Origin of the sequence: Paenibacillus hemerocallicola, assembly GCF_006265175.1 — a bacterium.
Taxonomy (GTDB): Bacteria; Bacillota; Bacilli; order Paenibacillales; family NBRC-103111; genus Paenibacillus_AB; species Paenibacillus_AB hemerocallicola.
This window is the reverse complement of record NZ_VDCQ01000047.1, coordinates 64085-79040: the sequence shown is the minus strand read 5'-3', so window position 1 is coordinate 79040 and position 14956 is coordinate 64085. Positions and strand designations below refer to the sequence as shown.

10 protein-coding genes, 1 pseudogene and 1 riboswitch are annotated in these 14956 nt (G+C 52.2%); of the genes and pseudogenes, 3 read left to right on the top strand and 8 right to left on the bottom strand.

Features of this window, described 5'->3' with window-relative positions; translation table 11 throughout:
* Nucleotides 1–668 precede the first annotated feature (668 nt).
* Nucleotides 669–1589: a putative sporulation protein YtxC gene (locus FE784_RS27075; protein WP_139605381.1), complete on the bottom strand. Its 921-nt coding sequence runs from the start codon at nt 1587–1589 to the stop codon at nt 669–671.
* A gap of 152 nt (nt 1590–1741) precedes the next feature.
* On the opposite strand from FE784_RS27075, the gene FE784_RS27070 reads away from it, so the two are divergent.
* Nucleotides 1742–2668 (top strand): SMP-30/gluconolactonase/LRE family protein, encoded by a 927-nt coding sequence (locus FE784_RS27070; protein WP_218103819.1) that lies wholly within the window; start codon nt 1742–1744, stop codon nt 2666–2668.
* Between the two features lie 639 nt (nt 2669–3307).
* Here the strand turns inward: FE784_RS27070 and tnpA are convergent.
* Nucleotides 3308–3568: pseudogene (gene tnpA, locus FE784_RS27065) on the bottom strand (IS200/IS605 family transposase); the annotation flags it as partial.
* Between the two features lie 332 nt (nt 3569–3900).
* Here tnpA and FE784_RS27060 point away from each other — a divergent pair.
* Nucleotides 3901–4428, top strand: a complete 528-nt coding sequence (locus FE784_RS27060; RefSeq protein WP_139605380.1) for a hypothetical protein — start codon at nt 3901–3903, stop codon at nt 4426–4428.
* Between the two features lie 68 nt (nt 4429–4496).
* Here FE784_RS27060 and mqnC read toward each other — a convergent pair whose 3' ends face one another.
* The 6 genes from mqnC to metA form a co-directional block, all read right to left on the bottom strand.
* On the bottom strand, nt 4497–5636 hold the full coding sequence (gene mqnC / locus FE784_RS27055) for a cyclic dehypoxanthinyl futalosine synthase (RefSeq protein WP_139605379.1): 1140 nt from the start codon (nt 5634–5636) through the stop codon (nt 4497–4499).
* A 230-nt stretch (nt 5637–5866) separates the two neighbouring features.
* Nucleotides 5867–7480 carry a type 2 periplasmic-binding domain-containing protein gene (locus tag FE784_RS27050; RefSeq protein WP_139605378.1) on the bottom strand — a complete coding sequence of 538 codons (1614 nt, stop codon included), beginning with the start codon at nt 7478–7480 and terminating at the stop codon, nt 5867–5869.
* Nucleotides 7481–7736: 256 nt separating this feature from the next.
* The gene (locus FE784_RS27045) at nt 7737–8729 is read right to left on the bottom strand and encodes a hydroxyacid dehydrogenase (RefSeq protein ID WP_139605377.1); all 993 of its coding nucleotides are present in this window, start codon (nt 8727–8729) and stop codon (nt 7737–7739) included.
* A 260-nt stretch (nt 8730–8989) separates the two neighbouring features.
* On the bottom strand, nt 8990–10378 hold the full coding sequence (locus FE784_RS27040; RefSeq protein ID WP_139605376.1) for an extracellular solute-binding protein: 1389 nt from the start codon (nt 10376–10378) through the stop codon (nt 8990–8992).
* A 424-nt stretch (nt 10379–10802) separates the two neighbouring features.
* The gene (locus FE784_RS27035; protein WP_139605375.1) at nt 10803–11957 is read right to left on the bottom strand and encodes an aminotransferase class I/II-fold pyridoxal phosphate-dependent enzyme; all 1155 of its coding nucleotides are present in this window, start codon (nt 11955–11957) and stop codon (nt 10803–10805) included.
* A gap of 154 nt (nt 11958–12111) precedes the next feature.
* Nucleotides 12112–13077: a homoserine O-acetyltransferase MetA gene (gene metA, locus FE784_RS27030; protein WP_139605374.1), complete on the bottom strand. Its 966-nt coding sequence runs from the start codon at nt 13075–13077 to the stop codon at nt 12112–12114.
* Nucleotides 13078–13161: 84 nt separating this feature from the next.
* Nucleotides 13162–13284: riboswitch (SAM riboswitch) on the bottom strand.
* A gap of 703 nt (nt 13285–13987) precedes the next feature.
* Between metA and corA the strand changes: the two genes are divergently transcribed.
* A complete protein-coding gene (gene corA, locus FE784_RS27025; protein WP_139605373.1) occupies nt 13988–14923 on the top strand; it encodes a magnesium/cobalt transporter CorA in 936 nt (311 codons plus the stop codon).
* Nucleotides 14924–14956: the final 33 nt, after the last annotated feature.

Genomic DNA, 14956 nt, shown 5'->3' with positions numbered 1-14956 from the left:
TGGGAAGCGGAGCTTCACGGCGATGCTCTTGCTCTTGCTTTGCTCGAAAGAAAGCTTCATGACGGAGTCATGACGCGACTTCCAGCACGCAGTTCCTCCCGAATGCTCTAAAGCAGCAGGCATCCCAACAAAGGGCACCAACTTTCCATACATCCGCCATATGAAAGCGGGTCTTCAGGTTGAGAGCGTGCCCGCAGGGCGAGCTTTCCCTGAAGATATAGAGCGCTCCCCGCACCCATTTCCGCCGAAGACGGCCCCGTAACTCCTACGCCCCTTAGCGGGGTCTTGGGGCGGCAGCCCCGAGTCCTCCCCCTTGGCGAAGGGGGAAAGAGGGGGATCGTGCTTCGAAAAAAACAAAAAACACGCATCATCCCGTGAGGGACGAGCGTGTGTGTTCTCGTGGTTCCACCCTGATTCGTTCCGCGGGTCGTAAATAGCGCGCAAAACCTTATCGCATCCGGTAACGGGGATGAAACGATGGCGTCTACTGCCGGGCCCACGGGCACGGGTTCAAGCCAAAGCTGCAAAGGGGTAAATCCGCTGTTCGAACAGAAGGAGATTGCAGCCCTAGTCTCCTCTCTCTGGACAGTCTCTCAGGGATTCGTGTCTTTGGTCGTCGCTTTTCGTCGGTTTATGTGATATCACTATACATCAACGTCACGTACGAGTCAAGGGTACAGCTGATCCTTATTTTTGCCGGTCAAGACGCTGCCGCACAGCTTGCAGTAGGTGCAAACCATCGCCCGGTTTTCGAAAATTTGCATAATCGTTTTGATGACCTGCTCCTCGGGGTCGCGCGTATGGATAACGATTTTTTGCGGCGAAACGGAAATGAGCGTACTTACGATCATATCCTCGAAATTGATTTCCTTATCCAGCAGCTCGAGCGTAAATCCTTCGAACTGCTCCGTATCGATCGGATTCATCTGCTCGTTGTACAACGTAAATTCGTTGCCGCCGCGATGCATCAGATGAGCGACCGGAATTTTCGTTTCCTGGATATAGACGAAATATTTGAGCAAGGATATAAACTCCTGGTACTGCTGGTCCATAATGTATTCGTCGATGGCGTATTCCGCCACTTCCCGAAGTTCGTCCATATAATCCGACAAGCGGAAGCGGATAAAGCCGACTACATTCATGACATTGTTTTGCTCCAGGTAGGCGAAGAGAGCATCGGCGATTTTATGCTGTCTTCTTTGCCGGGATTTGGGGAGATCGGCGCTCGGCTCGGGCTGGTCCAGCACTTGCCGGCAATACTGCTCGATCGCGGAAATGTCCACCTCGTCCACATACCGGTAATGCCCCGTAACAATTTCGCGCAGCAGTCGCTGTTCCATTTCATCCAGCATAAAAACGGCCAACGTCTCGGCCGTCATCCGAAATACGGCGGAACCGGACAAATCCAATCGGAATTCGGGCAAAACGGCGATGCAGCGTATCGTCGTATGGGTTTTAAACGAATCGCATTCGAATCGGACATGGTTTCCGGCTGTATGTAAATCCCGTGCGGATAGCGATAATCGGACGTATAGCTTGTCGGCGAACGCCGTCCAATTTTTCGACAGCGTCAAGGCGAACAGTTCCATCGGACTCACTCCTTTCTCGCGAACGTATGTGTCGCATTGCTTTCTAAAAGTATATGGTCGGAGCCCGCTATATATACAAACAACAATTTGGCACAAGCTCAATCCGCGCAGCGGCCGAATAGTTGGACAACTAACAGCAGGGATGGTGTATAATGGATGTCGGGAAAGAACGGAAAGCAAGACGATACGGGGAGGTTATCGGCATGGCGCAAGCGGAATTGCTATTGGACGCGAAAGCGGCGTTAGGGGAAGGTCCGAGCTGGGATGAACGGAACGGCCTGCTGTATTGGGTCGATATCGATGGAAAAGCTTTGCATACATACGAGGTGAGCTCCAAACAAACGTCCGTCGTTCCATTGGGGAAAAAAATCGGCGCCGTTGTTCCACGCAAGTCCGGCGGTGTCGTTCTGGTCTTGGAGGACGGATTCTACGCCTACGATCCATCGGGCGATGGTCTTACCTTCCTGGGCAACCCGGAAGGACGGAAGCCGAATACGCGGTTCAACGACGGCAAATGCGACGCAGCCGGACGGTTCTGGGCCGGAACGATGAGCATGAATGGCACCGCCAATCAGGGTGCGCTGTACTGCTTGGAGACCGATTTGACGATCCGGACGATATTCGAGAATGTATCATGCTCCAACGGGTTGGCGTGGAGCCCCGATAACCGCACGATGTATTACATCGATTCGCCTACGAGAAAAGTGATGGCTTACGACTTCGACCTGGAATCGGGCGAAATGAGCAATCCTAGAGTTGCGGTAGAAGTAACCGAGGAAGGAGCCGTCCCCGACGGCATGACCAGCGACGCCGAAGGCATGATCTGGGTAGCGCTGTGGGGCGGCTACGGAATCCGCAGATGGAATCCGCATACGGGCGAGCTGCTGCTGAAAATCGATGTGCCCGCGGAACAGTCCAGCTCCTGCGCTTTCGCGGGGCCGAACTTGGACGAATTGTATATCACTTCCGCGAGAGTAGGCATTTCCGAGGCGAACCTGCTCGACCAGCCTCTCGCCGGTGGATTGTTTTTGTATAAAAGCGACGTCAAGGGACAGCCGACTTACGCTTTTGGCGGGTGATGCTTTGTACTTGTTGATTGAAAACAAGCTCAACCAAACGAACCTCCTCCCCCTATCAAAAGGGTTTGAGAGGTTCGTTTGCTATTTCTTTGCCAACGATACATTTCGCATGCAAGCATCATGCGCCCGGTCAACCGGGAAGATTTCGGACTGAAGAAAACAGACGAACTGAAGCTCGAAACAGTCTATACGCTTGATCGATGTTCACGATCGCGATAAGTCTCTACAAAAACATATGTATAGGCGATGAATCTGGTGGTGCTAAAGTGCGGGTTAGAGTATCGGGTATGGCATAAACCCGAAACGAAGGGTGAGGGCTTGACGAAGCTGGATTTGGCCAACCAAATGCTGATGATGCTGCGTAAATCCGTTTCGCGCCGCCTCTGGTAGTAGCAATGAACCGATGGTATCTGTGTAAGGAATTCTGCGCATTTCTTGAAAAGAACGACTTTGATTGGGTGACCAAAGCCAAGTGCAATACCGCCTTATTTCGCAAAATCATGAACCCGGTACCCGTCGGGAACGCTTCGTACCGCTGACCCCTGTCATGCTCATTCGTGAAGTGTTTCGAGACTTAACGCGCAAGGCGGCATCGGGTTTTGAGTTCCAAGGCTAAAGCTGCTGAGAGCAACCAACTGGCTAAAGCCATCGAAGCTTCCGACTGAAACTCGGAAATCGTGTGCGTGATTCTTCAATCTCAAATACATCGTCGCCTTCGACTTGTTGACCTTTGATATAGCGACGTATCGTTTCTTCATTCACTGTGCCTACCGTTGCACAGAGATATCCTCTTGCCCACAAGTGTTGGCCCCAGTACCGTTTTTTCAGCTTGGAAAATTCGTCCTGCAGCATCCGAGACGACCTGCCTTTGAGATACTGGTTCACCTTAGCTGGGCCAATTTGCAAGACTCATTGAATTAATTTGGTCGGAACATATGCAGTGCATATGCAGTGCTACTTTGGGGTGCATCTAAACCGATAAATTACTATAAATTATCTATAACTGCATACGTCAAGTTATCTATTGAAAATATTCCAATTATATCCTTATAATAACTATGGCTCGACATACAGGGAAAGAAATTTTCAATCAGAATACCCAACAGGTACCCACAATTTCGAAATAACTAATGTAAATGGCACATGGACTGTTTACATGGGATAATTCCATTAATCGTTTAACCTTCAACAATTAATTTTAGATTAAATTAAGGAAATGGATGTGATGCGGGATGAACAAAAAAAGCGTTTGGTTAACTGCAGTTATAGTGGCATCATTCATAACTTGCGGGGGTATTTGGTACACGGTCTCAAATGCCCAAGGCTCTCCCGATAAACCTGTCGTACAAAAACCGATAGATCCGCAAGCGAAGACTCAGGAATATATCAATCAACCGGAACCGATATACAAAGGAAACAAAGACATGCAGGAGCAGCTGCTGGCCAAAAAAGACGAGATAACGACAAAGATTCGGTTAGTCGATAATCAAACCATTAGTTCAACCAAACTTACAACGTGGGGAGAGTATTTGCAGGCGGAAGGAGGAAACGTAAAACATTCTGAAATTGACGACAACCGACTCGTTTGGAAAGTTGCAATCGATTGCCCTGACGGTATTCACACAAAGGGCGGAACTTTTTTAAAAGCGACAATGCTGCTTGTGATGGATGCGGAGACGGGAAAATTGTTTGAGAAGGTTATCGATGGGGAACGGGACTGGAATACGATCAATCCATCCATTCGCAGTATGGGCAAATAAACAGCATACGGAGCAGCACGAAAAGAGCGCCGAATCATCGGCGCTTCTTTCACGTACGGACGCTTCATTCAATTCTGCATCACAAAATCGTTCTCGACCTTCGCGTTCACGTCGTCGAACACGCGCAAAATCTCGTAGCGCGTATTGCGCTGAGCGGGAACTTTGCCCGCCTGGCGGATCAAATCCAGCGTCGAGCTTATATTGACCTTGTGCGTCGTGCCTGCGGCCGAGACGACATTCTCCTCGATCATCGTGCTGCCGAAATCGTTGCAGCCGTAATGAAGCGACAGCTTGCCGACTTCCGGCCCCATCGTGACCCACGACGATTGGAAGTTGGGGATATTGTCGAGCATAAGCCGGCTGATGGCGACATTTTTCAAGTAGGCGTCGGGTCCGAGCTTCTCGGCCTTCAGATTCGTGTTGTCCGGCTGGAACGTCCACGAGATGAAGGCCAGGAATCCGGGGGACGGGTACTTGTTGGCCATGCATTCGTCCTGGGCATCGCGAACGCGAAGCATATGCAGCACGCGCTCCTCCATCGACTCGCCGAACCCGATGACCATGGTGGCCGTCGTATTCATGCCGATTTTGTGGGCGGTACGCATGACGTCCATCCATTCCGTCCAGCTGCCCTTGAGCCGGCTGATTTTGCGCCGCGTCCGGTCGTCCAATATTTCCGCGCCTCCGCCCGGGAGCGAATCGAGACCGGCCTCGTGGATTTCCCGTACGATTTCTTCCAGTGACAGCCCTTCGGACACTTCCTTCATCTTCCATATTTCCGCCGGAGAGAACGAGTGCATCGTAATGTCCGGAAACCGCTGCTTGATTCCCCGTAAAATATTCGTATAATAGCTGAACGGCAAATTCGGGTTCGTTCCGCCCTGCATCAATATTTCGGTGCCGCCTACGTCGATCGTTTCCTGAATTTTCTGGTATATCGTTTCGTCGGGGAGCACATAACCTTCCTTCGATCCCGGCGCTCTGTAGAAAGCGCAGAATCTGCAGTACACGTCGCAAATATTCGTATAATTAACATTCCGTCCGATGACGAAAGTCGTAATCGGCTCCGGATGAAATTTCAACATGATCTTGTTGGCGGCCGCACCCATTTTCTCGATTTCATCGGAGTCGTAAAGCGCCAAGCCGTCCTCAAGATCAAGTCGTCCTCCCGCCAGCGCTTTGTCCAATATGCGGTCGATCCGGCTCATCCTTATCACTCCTTCTTCTGATCCATTCTATCGTATCACATCGACACCCCGAAAAACAGAAAGAAAAGTGACGATTCGGCGGAATCGGAAGCTAAACGGCATTTTCGAGAGTATGCGATCTGACGCTGTCTGTCTTTACGACGCCAAAAAGCTGCCCCCGGAGGGACAGCTTCTTGGCATGGGTTTGGGTAGTCTTGCAAAGCTCGTTTCGTAACGCAGAAACTTATTTTTTATTTGAACGGCTTCAATTGCTTATCCGCCGGACGCACCGCATTGACTTGGTCGACATAGGCTTGGAAGATTTGTTGGCCTTTGTATTTGGTCATCAGCTCTTCGCGGTATTTCGGCCAGTTGGAAGCATCTTTGTCGTCAAACAGAACTACATTTTGCAGACGGGCCATTTCCTTGCGGAAGTCGCCGATGTTCATGCCTTCCGGCGGCGCCAGCGTAACCGGCTCGCCCGAATGCTTCGGAATCGCTTCGACGAATTTGAGAATCGCGCGGTCGCGGTCGGATACTCGCGGATCGATAACTTCCAGACCGAGAACGGACGGCTCGTCGAGGTTCGTGAAAAATTTCCAAACATCCAGGAAGCTGCCGTTTTTCGTAATGTTGGCTTCATACGATGCCGGATCGATCGTAATTTTTTTGCCGTCTTTTTTGTAGTCCCGGCCTTCGAGACCGTAGTGGGTCATCAGGTAGCCTTCTTCGCTGGCGAGCCAGTCGAGAATTTCAACCGAGCGCTTGATTTTATCCGGACTTTTCTCCGCAACCGTTTTGGAGAACAGGAACGGGCTTGCTCCGCCCGTCGTTCCTTGCTTCCAACCGTAAGGCTGGTTCGCAAACGGGAAGATCGGCTGCCAGTCGGCTTTCGGATCGATTTGCTTCGTGCGGGCTTGCACGCTGGTCGGGACGGATTCCAAAGCGAAGTTTTTGTCCGTTGACCACAGGACGCCGATTTTGCCTTGGGAGCCTTTATCCAGATGCTGCGGCGATTTGTTGACGAACCAATCCGGATCGACTACGCCGTCTTTGACCATATCTTTCACGTTTTGCAAGACGTTTTGCAGCTTCAGGCTGCTCTGCGTTTCCACGAATTCCAGGTTTTTGTCGTCGATCATGAAGTCGGCGACAAGGCCGTTGTTGACCCAAGCCGGAAAATCGAGCGGCAATCTGCCGCCTGCGGCCGCGGCGCTGAAGCCGTACGTATCCTTCTTGCCGTTGCCGTCCGGATCGTCATTCGTGAATTTGCGCATGGCGTTCATCAATTCATCATACGATTTCGGAGCTTGCAAATTGAATTTGTCTAGCCAATCTTTACGAACATAGAACGAGCCGTACGTGTTGCGTTGGAACGGCATTGGCGAGCGGGAATGCTTGATCCCTTTCAGCTGGTAGTTTTTGACCTCGTCTTCCGTAATCCACTTGAAGTAGTTCGGCATCGTCGCCTTCGTTACGAATGCGCTTTGGTCCGCCAGCAAACCGTCGACCGCGAACTTCTGGCTTGCCGCGCCGTTGGCCAAGAACATGTCCGGGTGGTCGCCGCTTGTCATAATAACGTTGATTTTGTTGTCATAATCCGTGCCGAACGGCAAATAGTCGATTTTCAGCGATACGTTGAATTTCTCCTCGATCGCTTTCTTCACGAAGTCTTTATCCGCCGAAGGAAGCGAGGCGTTGGCCGGAGCGAAGATGAACCAGCGCAAATCGAGCTTTTGCTTCGCCGTCGTATTGCCCCCATCGCCGCCGGATGCGGCGGGCGTTTTCTCCTCTTTCGTTCCGCATGCGCTCAGCACCATAGTGCTAACGAGCATAACCGCGCCTAACACTTTTAATGTTTTCATGGAATCCTCCCAGATCTGATTTCGGAAGCTGTTTTACGGTTAACTATGCCGATTGCTTCGAACCCCTTTGACGATCCAACCCGTTATGAATTTGCTGCAGACAGCATGATGATCTCATTCCGCCTAAGCAACCACCTCCCGCATAGGGTACGTTCGACTTGCGGTGCACATACAGGAAACGCTTCCATTATGGGTAAGAGACTCCGACAGGCCGTACCGTTGGTACTCGTTCCTGTCGTGCTCGCGAAACTCGGGTTTACGCGATTACGTGGAGGTTCTGCAAATTCACTTCCCCATCCAACGTCTCCCCGGCGATAAATCGGCGAATATCTTCTATAGAATAACGGGCCAGCCGCTGTTTGCCGTTATTGACCGCGCCCGCGATATGCGGGATAAGGATGACGTTCGGCAAGCTGCGGAACGGATGATCCTTGCTCGGCGGCTCGGGCTCGGTTACGTCGATGCAGGCGGTAAATCTTCCTTTGGCCAGCTCATCGGCCAATTGCTCCTCATGGACGAGGCTTCCTCTGGCCGTATTGATCAGAATGGCGTCGTCTTTCATCAGAGCGAACGTCTTCGTATTGAACATATGGTTCGTTTCCGGAATGGAAGGCGCATGGATCGAAATGACGTCCGATAGCTTCAGCAGCTCTTCCAAGCCAACTTTCCGACAGCCGAGCGCGACAGCTTCCTCGTCGGATACAATCGGATCGTACAGCACGATATCCACTTCGAATTGCCTGAGCAGCCGGATGTAGTGGCGGCCAGCCCTGCCCGCTCCCACGACGCCGATCGTGACGTCGAACATTTCGCGGATCAGCTCTTTGCCTTCTTCCCAATATCCTGCTCTCGTGCTGCGGGCCAATTCCCACATTCGCTTGAGCGAGGTGATCGTAAGTCCCAATGCCGTTTCGGCCACGCCGACTCCGAGCGCATCGTTCGCGCTGCTGACTCTGATGCCGCGTTCGATCAGCTCCGGCGTTACGATGCCTTTTACGGTTCCGGCGGCATGCGCGACCAGCTTCAGCCGCTTCGCATCCCGGAGCACTTCGGCGTCGAACGAAGGACACCCCCAGGACGTAATGACGAAATCGGCGTCGCGGATCAGCTCTGCGACCGTGCTCTTATCCGGATTGCCGGGATTCGGGTTGACGACGAGTTCGCCCATTTGACGGAGCCGGTTCAAATGTTTCTCGGTGAAAATTTCTCCCCAGACATCGATTCCGGGTACCAAAGCGATTCGATTCATGCTGCTCCCGCTTTCCGTTTGTAGTTTTGTTTTTTAACTCACAACTAACTCTGAATGTCTTCATTCTAACGAATGCCTTTACGATTTGTCAATAATAAATCGTTTTCACCCGTTTCCATGATGTATATCTGACTCACATAAATAATCATGGCAGTCAACGGGGACAAACGCGACAAAAAAACGCTCCATATACTGGAGCGTTTGCATCCAAAATGCCATTTCAAGAAAAAAGCCGGAACTCCGCTATCGAAGTTCCGGCTTTATAATTCTTTTCGTTTGGAGCTCCTTATTTCGTTAAGCGCTTTTTCGATCTTCATGCATACGGTTTGCTCCGATTCGAGCCCGGCCCAATACAGCTTAACCTCGTTAATGATCGCGGTCAGCATCTCGATCGTAACGTTCAGATCGGTATATAGCCGGTATGTCGGGACAATGTCGCGATGCATCGGATAGCGCAACGGCCGAAACATCGTCTCCGGCCCGATCCATTCGGCTGCCGGCTTCAACGCGGGGATGCTGAGCGTCCGCTGCCGAATGTTCAATTGGGGCTGATAAGAGGTCAAAAAATCGACGAACGTTTGCGCCGCTTCCTTCTGCTCCGATTTCGCGTTAATGCCGAGCCCGATGGCGATCAACAGCGTCTTCGGATTCTCGATATAAGGCAGGGGCGCGATGTCGTATTCGAAGTCGGCCTTTTTCAATTCGTTCAGGCTGAAATAGGTCGTCATGATCATCGACACTTTCTCCTGCCGGAACAGCTTCTCCGCATCGGCCTCCTCGTAGAATAGCGGCATGATCGTCTGATTCATCACGATGTCCCTGCATAGCCTGAGCACTTCCATCCAGGGGCCGTCGCAAATGCGTACGGGCTCTCCTTCGGGCGGCAGCCGCATCCCGCTTTGCAAAAGAAATACCGGCCAACGATTGTTGGACAGCAGGTAGAAGTAAAATCCGTACCGTTCGTTCGGTATGGCCAATTTCGAGGCCGCCCGCTTCAAATCCTCCCATGTCCAGCTGCTGTCCGGCTCGAGAATGTTCATCTCGCGGAAATGTTTGCGATTGTAGCACAGCACGACCGGAGAGAACGTAAGCGGCTGAACCAACAGCTCGCCATTATGCATGAACGCTTTGTTCAAATACGGGTAAATATCGCCGTTCGGCTGCTGGGGCTCGAGCAATTCGAGCGAATCGTATTCGACCATTTCGCGGAAATTGGGAACGTTGACGGTCACGACATCCATAATGCCGGATTCGAGCGACTGCCTGACGCTCACATAATGCTCAAGCATCATCGTTTGCACGCGGATACGGGGGTACAGCTTATGGAACTGGGAGATGAGCGTTCCCAGATCGGTTTCCTCCACGGTCGTCCGGTGACAGCCGAAACGGATCGTGATCGAATTGTTGTCCGATACGTCGGCGATCCGGTTGCCTACCTTCGGAATTTTCTCGATCAGTCCTTCGGATACGAGCACATCCAGACAATGCCGGACCGACTTGTTGCTGATGCAGTACAATTTCCCCAGCTCGCGTTCCGACGGCAAGTAGTCGCCGACGTTCCGTTTGCCCGACACGATCTCGTCGCGGATCGAGCGGACCATCTCGTCCATCCGTTTCGAAAGCGTCGCCCGGCTAGGTCTATTTGCCATTCCGACCCTCCTTCCGTACCAAAATCCGAATTTCGATAGATGGCAAAACAATCCCCCGGAAAACGATGTCCGAAGCCGCTGACGAGCGCTTCGGCTTGCAATAAGGGGACCTTTACGGAAGCGGTCGCTCCGCAATATGTGTTCCGTTATGCCTGGTTATGATCTTGCTCATAATCCGCAACGGGTCGCAAGCTTAAGTAAGTCAAGTCATCATTTTATTAAATGGGGCAGGCGAGATACGGAGATCCATTCTCAACCGCTGCTTCAAAACGGGGCACGAAGGCCGATAAGGGTCAGCAATAAAGCTATATTACCATACTCCCCGCGAAAAATAGTAGCATGAATTTGACATTAAAAAAAGCGAGCCCATCTCGCGTGAGAGCAGGCTCGCATAGGGTAGCGGCTTGTGTCGGATAGGCAAAGCTCAGCCAAGCTCCGCTTTCGCCGCGTCGAAGGCGTTCGATAAATCGGCGATCAAGTCGTCGACGTGCTCGATACCGACCGAGAAGCGGAGAAGACGATCGTCGACGCCCACTTTCCGGCGAATTTCTTCCGGAATGTCCGCATGGGTTTGTACGGCCGGGTACGTCATCAGCGATTCTACTCCGCCCAAGCTTTCCGCGAAGGCGATGAGCCGGATGTGGCGCAAAATCGGCTCGATCGTACGGGAATCATTCATCCTGAACGAGAAAATGCCGGTATTGCCCGAAGATTGCCGATTCTGGATGTCGTGACCCGGATGGGACGGCAGCGCCGGGTAATACACTTCCTCGACCATCGGGTGGGCGAGCAAAAATTCGGCGATTTTCGTCGCGTTGAACTGATGCCGCTCCATGCGCAGCGCCAGCGTCTTCATCCCTCTCATAAGCAGCCACGAATCCTGCGGATTCAGCACGGCGCCGATGGAGTTATGGAGGAACGCCATCTCCGCGGACAGCTCCTTGCCTTTCGTGACGATCAGTCCGGCGAGCACGTCGTTGTGGCCGCCCAAATATTTGGTCGCGCTATGGATGACGACATCGGCGCCGAGCTCGATCGGGCGCTGGAAAAACGGTGTGAGCAGCGTATTGTCGACGATCGAAATATACCCTTTCGCTTTCGACCACGAACATATTTTTTCCAAATCGGTAATCATCATGAGCGGGTTTGTAGGCGTCTCGATTACGATCGCCTTCGTGTTGGGGCGGCTCGCGCTCTCCAACGCGTCCAGATCGTTCGTATCCACATAGGTCGCGGTCACGCCGAAACGGCCCATGACCTTCTCGATCAGACGGTATGTACCGCCGTAAAGATCAAGCGATACGATGAGATGATCGCCTTGGCCGAACATGGCGAATATCGTTTGCAGAGCGGCCATTCCGGAGCTGCAAGCAAAGCCGGCGTCGCCCGATTCGAGCTCCGCGACCGCCTGCTCCAGCACGGCGCGCGTCGGGTTTTTCGTACGCGAGTAGTCGAAGCCCGTGCTTTGCCCGAGCCGCGGATGACGGAACGCGGTCGCTTGGTAAATCGGGAAACTGACGGCGCCCGTCACCGGCTCGGATTGCGAACCGATTTGCGCCAAACGGCTTTCAATTTTCATATTCGATTATCCTCCTGGGCATAATGGGGTATTGTGGCGAAAAAGAGCGGAACCGCTGCGGACGGCGGCTCCGTCTCGGGCACTTCGATCGGTCGTGTCGGGAGACGTACGACTTGAGAGTTACGGAGCGGCAAGCAATCAGAGTTACCGGGAGTTACAGCCCGGCGCCGTAAGTAAGCCACTCTTCCGCCGGAGCCGGCTTCTTCTTCAGCGCGGCCAAATCGAACGGCGTTTCCTGATACACGTAATAGTTGAGCCAATTGGAGAATAGCAGGTTGGCGTGCGCCCGCCAGGTTACAAGCGGATCGCGGCTCGGATCGTTGTTCGGGAAATAGTTTCTCGGCACTTCGATCGACAGTCCTTTGGCAATGTCGCGGTCATATTCCCATTTTAACGTACAAGTGTCGTATTCGGAATGGCCCGTTACAAAAATATGTTTGCCGTCCTTCGTCGCCACCAAATAAATGCCCGCTTCCTCCGACTCCGACAAAATGTCCAGCTCCGGCACCTTCTCGATATCTTCTTTGCGCACTTCCGTATGGCGCGATTGCGGGACGAAGAACAGCTCGTCGAAGCCGCGCAGCAGCTTCACATTCTTGGCCGTAGTAGCGTGCGGGAAGACGCCGAAAATTTTGTTCGGCACCGGATATTTCGGCACCCCGAAATGGTGGTACAGGCCGGCCTGCGAAGCCCAACAAATGTACATCGTCGAAGTGACGTTCGTCTTCGTCCAATCCATAATTTGCTGAAGCTCGGACCAGTAGTTGACTTCCTCGAACTCCATCTGCTCTACCGGAGCTCCGGTTATGATCATGCCGTCGAAATAGTCGTCCTTTACATCCTCGAACGTTTTGTAGAACGTATTCAGATGCTCGGCGCTCGTATTTTTGGACTTGTGCGATTTCGGGTGAAGGAGAACGAACTCCACCTGCAGCGGCGTATTGCCGATCAGTCGCAATATTTGCGTCTCCGTCGTCTCCTTGGTCGGCATCAGGTTCAATATCGCTATTTTCAGTGGACGTATGTCTTGATGGAATGCCACGGTCTCGTCCATTACGAAGATGTTTTCGTTGACAAGCACTTCTTTGGCGGGCAAATGGTCTGGCACTTTGATAGGCATCGTGATCACTCCTCGGTGAAAGTTAAAAAGGCCTTTCTTCATAGATGAAGAAAGGCCACCGCTTCGCACGTGCTCGCATGTCCTCTCTCATCTCCCAGAAACGTTACGCTTCCGCAAGAATTAGCACCGTGCATCTCCGCCTACGTGACGGATTTGTCGGTTGCCGGGCTTCATAGGGCTGGTCCCTCCACCTACTCTTGATAAGAGTTTCAAAGCTTATTCGGTTATCGTTAAGGTTATAGTACTAATGTAGCCGATCGAAACGATTTCGTCAAGATGCCCCCTCGATCGGCGGTCAGACCGTGCAAACCGCTGTCATCCGCTGCGCCATGCACCTCGAGTACACGTTTCGTCCGCCGCCGCATATGATGCCATGGGGCGCGAAATCGTTAAATTTGTGTAAATGGAGCGCTGTGGAAGCTGCGCAGCCCCGTTCTTTTGCCCCTGCGGGACGTATCGGCCGATTCCGGCCATCTTGTGCGCTTGACATTCTAAGCGTATACTGGACAAGTAAATGCAATCATGATTCGAAACGAAGGGGTGAACGATGCATGGACGGGGACCGACCCAGACCGACAACGAATCAACAGCATAGTTGCGAACGGCGGAAGGCTTGTCGTCCGATGCATCGCGCCTACCGATAAAACTTCAGGCGTAACCGGATTTACCTTCTGTCGAACTATAGCTTAAGGCGGATCGTTTGCTGCGTCTTTGTTGGCCAATTGTTGTTACTGGCCTGCACTACAGGCAAGCGCCTTTTGGCATGGCGTCCGCGGCCGGAAACGGACAGCCGCATCCTGGGTGCGGCGACTCCTTTTTGTTCGGCTGCGTGCGATGTCCTTTTGGCGTTTCAAGCAAATCGCATGGTGACAACCCGCATTCCGGGGAACACTGCTAAGGGGTGAGACAGATGAAGGTACGTCTGGTACAAAACGGACTGTTTACGCCGGTAGACGATGTCGCGGCGGCGCTGATGCCGCCGGCAAACGGCTTCTATTGGATCGACGCGAATCTGGAGGATCTGGAGATGCTCCAACCGCTATTTCAGCTTCACGATCTGGCTGTGGAAGACAGCATGAACGAAGAGGAGCAGCGTCCCAAAATCGAGCTGTACGATTCGCACTATTTTATCGTGATTAACAGCATACGTTTCGATGACGAAGAAATTTTTCTTCGCGCCTTGAACATATTTTTATTCAAGCATATGATCATTACGATTACCCGGCAAAAAATAAACGAGATCCGCTCGATCAAGCCGGTGCTGTGGGAAGAAGAAGTCAATTCGCCCGACCGTTTCCTGTATCATCTCGTGGATTTGGTCGTGGACAATTATTTTATCGTCGGGGACCGGATCGAAGCGAAGATCGAATCGCTCGAGGAAGACATTCTCGTGCATACGAAAAAATCGCATCTGAACGAAATAATCGGGCTCCGCAGCGAAATTTTGTGGCTCAAAAAAATGCTCGTTCCGCAAAGAGACGTCATCTGGTCGCTCAACAAAAAAGAGCTGAGGCTGATCGACGATCAACTGCAAAAATATTTCGGCGACATTCACGAGAACGCCGTGAAAATTACCGAAACGTTCGAGACGTTCCGCGATTTGATGGGCAACTTGCGCGAGGCGTACCAGTCCAGCCTGTCCAACCGGACCAACGAAATTATGCGCATTTTCACCGCGCTCACCACGATATTCATGCCGATGACGATTATTACCGGCATATACGGAATGAATTTCGACAATATGCCCGAGCTTCATACGTCCCATGGCTATTTTGCCGTATTAACCGTCATCTTCGGAGTCGGCTTCTCGATGTTTTGGTTTTTCAAAAAGAAAAACTGGTTCTGACCGCCCAGGAGAGGCCGTCCCATCCGTCCGTTC

What these genes read in the sequence shown, in the direction of transcription:
- FE784_RS27075 (WP_139605381.1), bottom strand. Translation starts at nt 1,589, where the DNA reads ATGGAACTGTTCGCCTTGACGCTGTCGAAAAATTGGACGGCGTTCGCC.
- FE784_RS27070 (WP_218103819.1), top strand. Translation starts at nt 1,742, where the DNA reads ATGGATGTCGGGAAAGAACGGAAAGCAAGACGATACGGGGAGGTTATC.
- FE784_RS27060 (WP_139605380.1), top strand. Translation starts at nt 3,901, where the DNA reads ATGAACAAAAAAAGCGTTTGGTTAACTGCAGTTATAGTGGCATCATTC.
- mqnC (WP_139605379.1), bottom strand. Translation starts at nt 5,636, where the DNA reads ATGAGCCGGATCGACCGCATATTGGACAAAGCGCTGGCGGGAGGACGA.
- FE784_RS27050 (WP_139605378.1), bottom strand. Translation starts at nt 7,480, where the DNA reads ATGAAAACATTAAAAGTGTTAGGCGCGGTTATGCTCGTTAGCACTATG.
- FE784_RS27045 (WP_139605377.1), bottom strand. Translation starts at nt 8,729, where the DNA reads ATGAATCGAATCGCTTTGGTACCCGGAATCGATGTCTGGGGAGAAATT.
- FE784_RS27040 (WP_139605376.1), bottom strand. Translation starts at nt 10,378, where the DNA reads ATGGCAAATAGACCTAGCCGGGCGACGCTTTCGAAACGGATGGACGAG.
- FE784_RS27035 (WP_139605375.1), bottom strand. Translation starts at nt 11,957, where the DNA reads ATGAAAATTGAAAGCCGTTTGGCGCAAATCGGTTCGCAATCCGAGCCG.
- metA (WP_139605374.1), bottom strand. Translation starts at nt 13,077, where the DNA reads ATGCCTATCAAAGTGCCAGACCATTTGCCCGCCAAAGAAGTGCTTGTC.
- corA (WP_139605373.1), top strand. Translation starts at nt 13,988, where the DNA reads ATGAAGGTACGTCTGGTACAAAACGGACTGTTTACGCCGGTAGACGAT.